The following is a 12,772-nucleotide window of genomic DNA, read 5'->3' on the forward strand; positions in this document are numbered from 1 at the left end:
AGTCTACTTATGTTTAAGTTCATTTATTTTAAATAAAATCTCTCTGTCATCTGTTTGACATGAATGTACCTCATCTTGGTATTTTCTGTTGCCGTGAATGTCAATGAGTATTGGTATGTTTATTTCGTATAAGGACGACGAGTATGGGGCTGGAAAAGTTACTGTATCTGCAGGGCGTCGGTGCCGAGTTTATCAATTTCAGTGGTCAGAATATCCGTATCCCTGCTCAGGACAGGGAGGGAGTATTGAGGTGCATGCTGGATAAATTAGTTGATACTCGAGGTGAAATCGATGCAGGGTATCTGGAGCGGCGTATTCATGAACTCGATGCTAAACCATGGACCTTAGGGCTTCATGGTTTTCAGCATACCTATCTGGATGAGCCTGAGGTTAGCTTGTATCTGCCCTATGGTTATCAAGATGAATTGACGCTGAGGATCTTAAGTGAGTCGGGCTGCTTATTCAGTCTTAGCGTGCTGCCGTCCGATATGCAGATAGTCGGTGATTATCACATCGGCAAGACTCAATACTTACACTATCGCTTATCCTTGCTGAAGCTAACACCTGTCAGTTCAGAAGATGCCAAGGTGAATACAGAGCCCTGTGTCGGGTCGCAAGCTGATTCTCCTGAGATGAGGTTGGGTTTAGGCTATCACTGCGCCGAGTTAATCGCGGGGATACACAGGTATTCGGGTATCGTCATGATGGCCCCAAGACAAGCATTTAGACTCTCAGATATAGATTCAGACATAAATCCAGATAAAGACAAGGTCTCGAAGGCTCAACCTCGTCCTTGGGGGCTCAGTATTCAGCTCTACTCGCTACGCAGTGACTGTCAGTGGGGTATTGGAGATTTTGGCAATTTAACTGAAATTATCGAGTTGGTGGCCGCGCATGGGGGAGATTTTATTCAGTTGAACCCGCTGCATGCCTTAGATATCGCTGAGCCAGAACAGGTGAGCCCGTATAGTCCCAGTGACAGACGCAGAATTAATCCCCTCTATATTCATATTCAAGGTGTTCCTGAGTATGCCCAAGTAAAATCTAAGTTGCAGTCAGATGAGTTTGAGAGTCTAAGGCGCGCAATCAATATTGACAATTGGCTGGATTATCCCCAGTTGACCCAGCTTAAATATCGCGCCTTTATCCATTTGTATCAATCCTTTAGTCAGTCAAAATCTAAAAAAACATTGGTCAGGAGGCAAGCATTCGATGATTTTGTGCATAGAGAAGGGCAAGCACTGACTCAATTTGTCGAGCTTGAGTCGGCGAGAGCTGCCGATGACTTACCCAAGAATCTCAACTTCTATCGTTTCTTACAGTTTGTTGCCGAAGAGCAAGTCTGTGCCTGCCAGGCGAGTGCCAAGCAAGCTGGGATGTCATTAGGCTTGATACGGGATCTCGCCGTGGGCGCTAACCCAGAAGGGATTGAAGTCAGGCAAAACCCGTCGCAATTTTGCCTCAGTGCCAGTATCGGAGCACCAGCGGATCCATTTGCGCCTCAGGGACAAAACTGGGGCCTGTCTCCCTTAAAACCACGATCAATGAAAAAAGATAATTTTCAATATGTTATTTCCATACTTCGAGCCAACATGCGTCACTGTGGTGCATTGAGAATCGATCACGTGATGTCTTTGCTGAGAATGTGGTGGTGCCCATTGGATGAGAATAACGGGCAGGGAGCCTATGTGTATTACCCAGTCGACAGTCTTTTTGCCATTCTATGTCTGGAAAGCTGGCGAGCCAGGTGCTGCATCATAGGAGAAGATCTCGGTCTGGTTCCCCCCGAGATGGATCAGCGCCTGCGAACCTCGGGAATCTATTCCAATCAGCTGTTCTATTTTTGTAAGCACAGCAATGGTTTCATGAGTCCCAGTAAACATAAACAAGACAGTTTAATGATGCTGGCCAATCACGATGTGCCTAACTTAGCCGCGTGGTGGTCTACCAGCGATCTGCATCTAAGACGTCAACTTGAGCTTATCGATAATGATGACGCCTTGGGCGATGCGCTGAACGGCCGCGAGCTTGAGAAACAGCAGTTGCTTAGCTTGCTGATGAGTCTTGGTTGTATCGATAAAACCGCCGTCGACAGTCTGGAGTTTGAGGCGCTACTTGAGGCCTGGATCAGTGCCTCAGCCATGAGCCGTTCGGCCTTATTTAGCGTGCAGCTTAGCGATCTCATTGGCGACATACACAGCGTGAATATCCCTGGAACCTGGCATGAGTATCCCAATTGGCAGCGACGCTTGCCTATTAGCCTCTCGGCTATAAAGGAATCTCCACGAGTGAAGCTCCTGCTAGAGCAGATAAGGGCGGCGAGAAACTCAGAAGGCTAGGGAGTTTAACTATTGGTGCCTGAATGCGCAAAGCCCAGCTGGAATGTATTTACAGCAGTGTATCGGCATAACAGGTGATTAGCCTGATAAATTTTAACGTTAATGGAAGATAAATGATGACTCAAAATGCCCCTCACTTTCATCACGGCGCGGATATTGCGCTGCTTAATGGTGAATATTGCGATGTGTTTTCTCTGTTAGGCATGCATCTACTGGAAAACCCGAGCGGTACGCCGACAAAAAACACCAAAGGCAAGCAAGCCGAAGCTAAAGCCGTTCAGGTTAAAAAGCGGTTGGTGGTGCGCTGCTTATTACCTGGTGCCCTCAGTGTCGAGGTGCTTAGCCTTAAGGACGGACGTAAGCTTGCCAGCTTAGAACGGGTCAATGAAACCGGTCTGTTTGCCGGGGTGATAGGGCGAAGGGTGAAACCTTTCCTCTATAAATTACGGGTCGAATATCCCTTGAGCGTCGAAGAGATCATCGACCCCTATCAGTTTCCAAGCTTGTTAAATCGAGACGACATTTATCTGTTTGCTGAGGGACGCTTAGAGCAGGCTTATCACCTGTTGGGGGCTAATTGGCGGCAGAGCCAGGGAGTCGATGGGGTGAATTTCTGTGTGTGGGCCCCCAATGCCAGGCGCGTGTCTGTGGTGGGAGATTTTAACCATTGGGACGGGACTCGGCATGTGATGCGTCAGCACTTGGCCAATGGCCTATGGGAGATATTCATTCCCGATGTTAATGAGAAAGCACATTATAAGTTTGAGCTGATATCTGAGTATGGCGAGTGCATAGAGAAATCGGATCCCTACGCTAAAGCCATGCAAGCTGCGCCGGGGAATGCCTCCTTGATACCCCTTAAGCAAGATTTTAACTGGCAAGATAAAGAGTGGCTAGAGTACCGTAAAGCTCAGCAATGGCACCACCAGCCAATTTCCACCTATGAGGTTCATCTCGCCTCATGGCGACGTAAGGGAGATGAGGGTGAGCTTTTTCTGAATTACCAAGATCTCATCGAGCAGCTCATTCCTTATGTTAAAGAGATGGGGTTTACCCATCTGCAGCTGATGCCTATCAGTGAATATCCCTTCGATGGCTCTTGGGGCTATCAGCCTGTGGGCTTGTACGCGCCTAGCCATAGATTCGGCGATACTTCAGGATTGAAAACATTTGTCGATGCCTGCCATAAGGCGGGCTTGGCCGTGGTACTCGACTGGGTGGCCGCACACTTTCCCAAAGACCCCCATGGTCTAATCCAGTTTGATGGCACTAGCCTGTATGAGCATCAAGATCCCAGGCGGGGGGAGCATCCTGACTGGGATACCTTGATCTATAATTACGGCCGCGGCGAAGTGCAAAGCTACCTGCTGAGCAATGCTTGCTATTGGCTCGATGAGTTTCATTTCGATGGCCTGCGTATCGATGCCGTTTCCTCCATGTTATATCTCGATTACAGCCGTGAGCCGGGGCAGTGGCTCCCCAATGCTGAGGGAGGGCGGGAAAACCTAGAGGCCATTAGCTTTCTGCAGAGCCTTAACCAGCGTCTATACCAGGCATTTCCGGGGATCGTCATGATCGCCGAAGAGTCTACCGCTTGGCCTGGAGTGACGAAACGGGTCGATGAGTCTGGCTTAGGTTTTGGCTTCAAGTGGAACATGGGCTGGATGAACGATAGCCTGCGCTATCTGGGCCGGGATCCAATCCACAGGAGTCATCATCATAACGAGCTGACCTTTAGCTTGATGTACTGTTTCAGTGAGCAATTTATCTTGTCCTTGAGCCACGATGAGGTGGTTCATGGCAAGGGATCATTGCTACATAAGGTGCCAGGTGATGACTGGCAGAAGTTTGCCAGCCTACGGGCATATTTCGGCTTCATGTGGGGGCACCCGGGTAAGAAGCTCCTATTTATGGGCAATGAGTTTGGCCAAAGAGACGAGTGGAGTCATGAGCGAAGTTTAGATTGGCATCTGCTGCAGTATGCCCCGCATCAAGGGCTGCAGGCCTGGGTGAAAGACCTTAATCACCTGTACCTCAGTCAGCCCTCACTTTACAGCCAAGACACCCTGGCAGATAAATTTCAATGGCTCGATTGCGATAATCACCAGGCTAGCGTGTTTAGCTTTATCCGCTATGGCGAGTCCGCAGACGAGCACTTGATATTTGTCATCAATATGACGCCTCAAGTTCACCATGGCTTTCGCATCGGCTTGCCATTGGGCACCGAGTATCGAGAGCTGCTCAATAGCGATAGTGAGTATTATGGTGGCAGTGGGGTGGGTAATACTGGGGTGATATTAGCCGAGAATATGCCTTATCAGAACATGCCTCACAGCAGTCTGATCACTGTACCGCCTCTGGGATGTTTAGTCTTATCGCCATCTCATTTAACCAGTCACTCAGTCATTGATTCAGCTACTAACTTAACCACTAGCTTAACCACTAACTTAACCATAGGGTTAGAGCAGACTGGTGAGCCTGATGAAGCTAACTAACGGTAAGCCTTATCCATTAGGGGCGAGTGTCGATGATTGCGGGGTCAACTTTGCCCTGTTTTCGGCCCATGGGACTCAGGTCACTCTGTGTATATTCGACGAACATGGTCATGATGAGATCGGGCGTTTTATCTTGCCGAGAAAGTCGCAACATATCTGGCATGGGTATCTTGAAGGGGCGAGGGAAGGTCTGCTATATGGATATCGCGTCGACGGTTTGTTTCAACCGCTATCCGGGCACAGGTTTAATGCCAATAAACTCCTGCTCGACCCCTATGCAAAGCAATTGGTGGGCGAGTGCAGTGATAACCCACGCCATTACAGTTACATACTCGAAGATAGTGAACAAGATCTCTCCTTCGACACGACAGACAATGCTGCCAGTATGCCAAAGTGTCGGGTGGTAGATTATCGCCAGCTTGGACCCGTGATCCCGGTGCAAAAAAGTTATAGCCAGGAGGAGGTATCACTGTCTCTGAGGCGCAGCATCATCTATGAACTGCACGTTAAAGGCTTCACTCAGTTGCATCCGGGTATTGTCAAACATCACAGGGGGACCTTCGCCGGACTCGCCAGTCCTGAATCGATAAGCTACCTCACCAACTTAGGCATCACCTGTGTCGAGCTTATGCCAGTGCAGAGTTTCTTCGATGAGCCTTTCCTGCAACAGAAGAAATTGAGTAACTATTGGGGCTATAACAGCATAGGTTTTTTTGCCCCGCACCAGAGCTATTTGAGTGGTGATGATGTGTTTGAATTTCGTCATATGGTGACTGAATTTCATAAGGCGGGCATCGAAGTGATCTTAGATGTGGTCTATAACCACACCGCCGAGGGCAATCGTCTCGGTCCGACCTACAGTTTCAGGGGCATAGATAACCTAAGCTATTACCGTTTGAGTCCCAGTGAACCTAGGTATTACATCAATGATACCGGCTGCGGTAACACACTCAATATTGCTCACCCTAATGTACTGCGATTGGTGATGGACTCGCTGCGTTATTGGGTGGAAGTGATGGGCGTCGATGGTTTTCGTTTCGATTTAGCGACTTGTATGGGCCGTGAAACCCATGGCTTCGATACCGGGTCCGGCTTCTTCGACGCCTTAGCTCAAGATCCTGTGCTGAGCCAGATCCGCTTGATTGCTGAGCCTTGGGACATAGGTCCGGGTGGCTATCAGTTGGGACAATTCCCCATCGGCTGGAGCGAATGGAACGACAGGTATCGCGATACCATTCGTCGTTTCTGGCGTGGGGATGCTGGGATCTTGCCCGAATTTGCCAGACGTTTTCACGGCTCCAGTGATCTATTTGAACATTCTGGCAGGGCGCCTGCCGCCAGTATTAACTTCGTTACCAGCCACGATGGCTTCTCTTTGATGGATCTGGTTAGTTACAGCCTGAGACACAACGAGGCCAATGGCGAAGACAATCGCGACGGACACCAGGAAAATTTCAGCCATAACTATGGTGTTGAAGGTGTCACGGATGACCCTGATATTAATGGCCTAAGAGCAAGACAGTGCCGCAATATACTCACGACTCTGTTTCTGTCTCAAGGCGTGCCCATGTTGCTCGCCGGAGATGAAGTCGGTCACTCCCAATCTGGCAACAATAATGCCTATTGTCAGGACAGTCCCCTGAGCTGGCGGGAATGGCAACAAGACATCAGCAGTAATGCACTGCTGCAGTTTACCCGCAAGTTAATTCATCTCAGAAAACGTTTCCCTTTGCTTTGCCATCGCCAATACATACACGAGGGTGTCAATGTGGATGCACCCGGACTCGATTGGTTTTGTCGTCAAGGGGTCGTGATGACCAAAGCCTTGTGGAGTGAGACCCAGACTCGCAGTCTGAGTCTGGTGATAAGTGGTGAGCTTGAGGCGCAAAAGGGCTGTCGCCAGGCACTCCTCTTGATGCTTAACACAGACGAGAAAAGCTTGGATTTTTGTTTGCCTGAGCTTGAGAACCTGTCTCCCTGGCGCTGTCTGTTACACACTCAAGACAGTGAATTAAATCCTGAGTCTGTCTCACTTGCTACGAATTTACATTCGTTATATCGCCTACAAGATCGAAGCTTGATGCTGTTTTATGCCGAATTTAAGGAGCCTGTTCATGAGTGTTAGTACCCCTAAACGCCAAGGCGTGTCCAAAGCTAAGCCATCGGATAAGCCACTTAAGGATGAAGTTAAAGAACTCCAGCAAGATTGCGAGCCATGTAATTCCTTATCGGCTTCTTTGAGTCGTTATATGAATAATGGATTGGGTCAGGAAGAGTATGCTCAGCACGATCTGTTTCATGCCTTAGCAAGTAGCGTGAAAGAGCTGATGCTGGATAACTGGCGACAGACCCGAGCCAAAGACAGTCAATATCAGACTAAACAAGTCGCCTATCTGTCTTTGGAATTCTTAATGGGACGCGCATTAGGCAATGCCTTATTGAATCTGGAATTGACCGATGAGAGTCGTGAGGCCCTGAGTCAATATGCTGTCGACTTGGAGTCTCTGGAGAGTTTAGAGCATGATGCCGGTCTTGGGAATGGAGGTTTAGGGCGACTCGCTGCCTGTTTTCTCGATAGTTGTGCCAGCTTAGACTTAGCGGTTACCGGCTACGGGATCCGTTACGAATACGGCATGTTTGCCCAGAGAATTGTCGATGGCTATCAGATAGAGGGTCCCGACCGTTGGCTTAAAGATGGTAACCCTTGGGAAGTCAGGGTGCCCAATCATAATGTCACAGTGCCCTTCTTTGGGCACACAGAAAGTTATATCGATAAATTGGGCAGGCGGCATGTCACTTGGGTGGATACTCAAGATGTGCAGGCGGTAGCCTATGATATGCCGATACCTGGTTATCGCAATGGCCGCATTAACACCTTGAGGTTGTGGAAATCTGAAGCCACAGATGATTTTGATTTATCCGAGTTTAATCAGGGAGATTATACCGAAGCGGTTGCCAGAAAAAACTTGGCAGAACAGATCACTATGGTGCTCTATCCCAACGATGCCAGCGAGAACGGTAAGGAGCTTAGGCTTAGGCAGCAGTATTTTTTATCCTCGGCGAGTCTGCAAGACTTGCTCAATAACTGGATAAAACACAATGGCAGTGACTTCAGTGACTTTGCTAAGGCCAATGTGATGCAGCTCAATGACACGCATCCTAGTGTGGCCGTCCCTGAGTTGATGCGCTTGCTGTTGGACCATTATGCGTTGGAATGGGATCAGGCCTGGGAAATTACCACCAACTTCATGGCTTATACCAATCACACCTTGTTACCCGAGGCGTTAGAGCGTTGGCCCGTGCGTATGTTCGAGCAGATGCTCCCCAGAATTTTAGAGATCATCTATGAGATCAATGCGCGATATTTGGATCATGTGGCTCACCACTGGCCCGGAGATGGTGACATGCTGGCCAAGATGTCGATCATCGAAGAAGGCAGTGAGCCTCATGTGCGTATGGCCTATCTTGCCATCGTTGCCAGCTTCTCGGTCAATGGGGTCGCTGGCTTGCATACTCAGCTACTGACATCGGGTTTATTTAGACATTTTTATGAGCTTTGGCCGGAAAAGTTTAATAACAAGACCAATGGTGTGACGCCGAGACGTTGGTTGGCACACTGTAATCCTAGGCTGGCCGCTTTACTGACAAAACGCTTGGGGAGGCAATGGGTCGGAGATCTGCAGCACTTACATGCCCTGAGCGCTTTCACCGAGGATAAGGCACTGATTAATGAGTGGCGTGAGGTTAAGCAGGCCAATAAGCGTGAACTCAGTTTGATGATAGCCAAAGAGTGTGGCGTCGAATTTGAGCCTGAAATGATGTTCGATGTGCAGGTTAAGCGCATTCATGAATATAAGCGTCAGCTGCTCAACATACTGCATGTCATTCACTTGTATCATGAGATCCTGCAAGGTAACACAGACGCATTAGTGCCCAGGTGTGTCTTGATCGGTGGCAAGGCCGCGCCTGGATATGCCATGGCTAAGTTGTTGATCAAACTTGCCAATAATGTCGCCCACATGGTCAATTCCGATCCTCAAATCACGCCCTACCTCAGGTTTGCCTTCTTGCCAAATTACAACGTCAGTGCCATGGAGAAGATCTGTCCGGCAACGGACTTGTCCCAACAAATCTCCACCGCAGGTAAAGAAGCGTCGGGTACAGGCAACATGAAATTTATGATGAATGGCGCGCTGACTATCGGCACCTTAGACGGCGCCAATATTGAGATGCTAGAAGAGGTGGGAGAGGAGAACTTCTTTCTGTTTGGTTTAAATGCCAGCCAAGTCAGTTCACTGCAAGAAGATTACCAGCCAGAGCATTTTATTAATGAGTCCCCAGCGCTGAAGCAAGTCATGGAGCTGCTGGAGAGTGGCCATTTTAATCTACTCGAATCCGGTATTTTCGACACCATCATAGAGAGTATCAAGTCGCCAACAGATCCCTGGATGACGGCGGCGGATTTTGAATCATATCGACAGGCTCAGCAGCGGGCTGCGAGTGCCTATCGAGACCCAGATAGTTGGACAAAGATGAGCATACGCAACACAGCATGCAGTGGGCGTTTTTCGAGTGATGTCACCATTTCTGCTTACAGAGATGAAATATGGAAAGCTTAATCATGCAATACCCTAAAGTTGCAATCATTAACCCAATACAGCAAACGTTGAACGGTGAAAGCCAATTAACCCTAAGCAATGAATCTCAAGGAGCGAGTATAGATGCCTAATCCGAGTCCACGTTATATCAGTAATATAACCCGTGATACCTATGCCATTATCTTGGCCGGAGGCCGAGGTTCCCGTTTGCATGAGTTAACTGAGTGGCGCGCGAAACCTTCGCTCTATTTTGGGGGGAAGTTTAGGATCATCGATTTCCCACTATCGAACTGTATCAACTCAGGGATCCGCCGTGTGGGCGTGGTGACTCAATATAAATCTCATTCGCTCATTCGTCATGTCATGCGAGGTTGGGGCCATTTTAAGAAAGAGCTTGGCGAGTCGGTGGAGATCTTACCTGCATCTCAGCGCTTCTCGGAAAACTGGTATCAAGGCACGGCCGATGCAGTGTTTCAAAATATGGATATTATTCGTCACGAGATGCCTAAATACGTGATGATTTTATCGGGCGATCATGTCTATCGTATGGATTATGCGGGAATACTCGCCGCCCATGCAGAGTCCGGGGCGGACATGACCGTTTCCTGTTTAGAGGTGCCGGTAGCCGAGGCCGCTGGAGCCTTCGGTGTGGTACAGGTCGATGAAACCCAGCGCATCTTAGGCTTCGAAGAGAAGCCAGAAGTGCCTAAACACCTGCCGGATAATCCGGAATCTTGTCTAGCCTCCATGGGAAATTATGTCTTTAACACAGAGTTTCTGTTTGAGCAGCTCAAAAAAGATGCTCTGAATGAAAACTCTGAGCGAGATTTTGGTAAAGATATCATCCCTTCCATTATCCAAGATCATAATGTATTCGCCTATCCATTTTGCAGCGATTTTAACGACCAAAAAGCCTATTGGCGTGATGTGGGGACTCTGGATTCATTTTGGCAGGCCAATATGGAACTGTTATCCCCAACACCGCCGTTAAACCTATACGATGCAAAGTGGCCTATCTGGACCTATCAGGAGCAACTTCCGCCGGCAAAGTTTGTCTTCGATGATGATGACAGGCGAGGCATGACCTTAGATTCTATCGTATCCGGAGGTTGCATCATCTCTGGGGCAACGGTGCGCAGGAGTGTGTTATTTAATGAGGTGAGAATCTGCTCTTATTCACAAGTCGAAGGCGCGGTGATTCTGCCCGATGTAGTGGTGCAGCGACATTGTAAAATTAAGAATGCCATTCTCGATCGTGGTTGCATCATTCCCGAAGGCACTGTGATTGGTTATGACCATGTTCATGACAGAAAAAGAGGCTTTAGGGTCTCGGAGAAGGGCGTGGTGTTAGTGACAAGAGACATGTTGGGACTGCCATTAGGCTATGAGTGAATCTCTGTACTTGATTCTGCACTTTATTTTGCGCTTTATTTCGTAGTGGATAAGGAAAGAACATTGAAAAGAGTATTGATGTTAGCCGCCGAGAACGGCTCGATACCAAGGGCTAAAGTGGGGGGAATGGCGGATGTTATCCGCGATCTCCCGGCCGCTTTGGCGGAGCAAGGTGTGATGACCGATGTGATTATGCCAAGTTATGGCTTTCTCGCTGGCTCAGTTAACGCCACTAAGCTTGCTGAATTTAGTGTGACTTTTGGCGGTGCCAGGCAGAGTGTCGCTCTGTTAAGTACTCCTCATCCGGAAGTTGAGGGCGCGGTGATCTATTTCATCGACGCTCAAGATGGCGTGTTTAGCGGGAAAGCTCAGGAGATCTATAGCCAAGGTAGTGACGAGCGGCCCTTCGCCGAGGATGCCAATAAGTTTGCCCTGTTTTGCCTCTGTGTGGCGACGGCGATCAACGAGCACTTGTTACCCTGGCCGAAGCTGATACATCTCCATGACTGGCACAGCGCCATGTTTTCCCTCTTGAGCCAATACGATGAAGATTTCCAAAAGCTTTCGGCTATTCCCTGTGTCTATACCATACACAATCTGGCCATACAGGGGATACGCCCACTCAGAGGTGACAGCTCTTCCTTGAGTGCCTGGTTTCCGAACCTACTGGAAAAGTTATCTCCTGAGCAGCTTAGAGCTGTGATAGACCCCCGCTATCCCCATTGTATCAACCCCATGAGAGTCGGAATTAATCTGTGCGCTAAGGTTCACCTGGTTTCACCGACTTACGCCGATGAAGTGCTGAAACCCTCAGATCATGGCGCTGGTTTTTTTGGTGGCGAAGGACTGGAGGCAGATCTGCAGCGTAAACAAGACTCGGGTGCGCTGGTGGGGATATTAAATGCCTGTGTCTACGATGAGCTTGCCGATGAAGCGAGTGTTAAGGAGAGTCTTGGGAGTGCCAAAGCCAGTGTCAGGGATAAGCTCAGAGACAAGGGCGTCAGGGGTACGGCTGCTAAGAATAGAGCGAACACTCAGGAGTTAGGCAATAAACCGGATCACCCCAGGGCTGTGCAGGGTATAGTCGAACAAGATGATACCTGGCTCGGGCTGTTGGAACTGATGGAGTCGGCGCTGTTGTGCTGGCAGGGTGATAAACAGTGGGTTGCCTGTTGTGATCAGATAGCCCTGACGCGAATTGCAGGATTGTGGCGACGTGTCTGGCTATCTAAAGATACACAATTATCTAAGCTGCAATCGGCAGACAAGCCGTCGATGAATAAGCACATAGGCCCAAATATGCTAGTGACTTCGGTCGGTCGACTGACGGATCAGAAGGTGCTTATCTTGCGTCAGAGAGTCGTGCTCGCTAATGGCCAGCGAGTCTCAGTGCTCGAGTCTATATTACAGGCTTTGGCTCAGACTCATCCCGAGGGGGTATTCATACTGCTGGGCAGCGGCGACGCTAAAATCGCCCGAGAATTCAGTGCCATTGCAGCCGGATATGCTAACTTCATATTCCTTAATGGCTATGATGAGGCCGTTTCGGATGCCCTGTATCGAAACGGCGATCTCTTTATGATGCCAAGCTCTTTCGAGCCTTGTGGGATAAGTCAGATGCTCGCGATGAAGGCGGGACAAATTTGTTTGGTTCACGGAGTGGGTGGCCTGCGCGATACTGTGGCCGATAATGAAACCGGCTATCTGTTTTTTGGTGATAGCCTAGCGGGGCAAGCTGAGAGTCTGTTGGGGCGTTTTTCCGATGCCCTCGGGGAATATAACAGTGAAAAGTGGCAGAGTATGGAACGCTTAGCCAGTCAACAGAGATTCGATTGGGCAAGCTCAGCGCTAAAGTATAGGCAAGATCTCTATGAGTTTTAAATCATCGTCTTAGGTATCTGATTTAGCATTGAACTAAATGGCTAAATCAGCTACCGACATCAGCATC

The 12,772-nt window shown here is 49.0% G+C and carries 6 protein-coding genes; all 6 read left to right on the forward strand.

Annotated features, from left to right (window positions below):
* Window positions 1-143: 143 nt before the first annotated feature.
* The 6 genes from malQ (at window position 144) to FS373_RS04430 (ending at window position 12,705) form a co-directional block, all read left to right on the forward strand.
* Window positions 144-2,339, forward strand: a complete 2,196-nt coding sequence (malQ, locus tag FS373_RS04405; RefSeq protein ID WP_152828837.1) for a 4-alpha-glucanotransferase — start codon at window positions 144-146, stop codon at window positions 2,337-2,339.
* Window positions 2,340-2,452: 113 nt separating this feature from the next.
* Window positions 2,453-4,834, forward strand: coding sequence for a 1,4-alpha-glucan branching protein GlgB (gene glgB, locus FS373_RS04410; protein ID WP_152828838.1), 2,382 nt, complete (start codon window positions 2,453-2,455; stop codon window positions 4,832-4,834).
* Window positions 4,821-6,959 carry a glycogen debranching protein GlgX gene (gene glgX / locus FS373_RS04415; RefSeq protein ID WP_152828839.1) on the forward strand — a complete coding sequence of 713 codons (2,139 nt, stop codon included), beginning with the start codon at window positions 4,821-4,823 and terminating at the stop codon, window positions 6,957-6,959. The genes glgB and glgX overlap by 14 nt, the downstream gene beginning before the upstream one ends.
* Entirely contained in the window at window positions 6,949-9,453 is a 2,505-nt protein-coding gene (locus FS373_RS04420) for a glycogen/starch/alpha-glucan phosphorylase (protein ID WP_152828840.1), read from the forward strand. Before glgX ends, FS373_RS04420 begins: the two co-directional genes overlap by 11 nt.
* A 102-nt stretch (window positions 9,454-9,555) precedes the next feature.
* Window positions 9,556-10,824: a glucose-1-phosphate adenylyltransferase gene (gene glgC / locus FS373_RS04425; RefSeq protein ID WP_144047613.1), complete on the forward strand. Its 1,269-nt coding sequence runs from the start codon at window positions 9,556-9,558 to the stop codon at window positions 10,822-10,824.
* A 63-nt stretch (window positions 10,825-10,887) separates the two neighbouring features.
* On the forward strand, window positions 10,888-12,705 hold the full coding sequence (locus tag FS373_RS04430) for a glycogen synthase (RefSeq protein WP_227992486.1): 1,818 nt from the start codon (window positions 10,888-10,890) through the stop codon (window positions 12,703-12,705).
* Window positions 12,706-12,772: the final 67 nt, after the last annotated feature.

The sequence above is a fragment of the Shewanella sp. YLB-07 genome (assembly GCF_009377275.1).

Excerpts from the sequence above, each read along its gene's own strand:
- glgB (WP_152828838.1), top strand. The coding sequence starts at position 2,453 with ATGATGACTCAAAATGCCCCTCACTTTCATCACGGCGCGGATATTGCG.
- glgX (WP_152828839.1), top strand. The coding sequence starts at position 4,821 with ATGAAGCTAACTAACGGTAAGCCTTATCCATTAGGGGCGAGTGTCGAT.
- glgC (WP_144047613.1), top strand. The coding sequence starts at position 9,556 with ATGCCTAATCCGAGTCCACGTTATATCAGTAATATAACCCGTGATACC.
- FS373_RS04420 (WP_152828840.1), top strand. The coding sequence starts at position 6,949 with ATGAGTGTTAGTACCCCTAAACGCCAAGGCGTGTCCAAAGCTAAGCCA.
- malQ (WP_152828837.1), top strand. The coding sequence starts at position 144 with ATGGGGCTGGAAAAGTTACTGTATCTGCAGGGCGTCGGTGCCGAGTTT.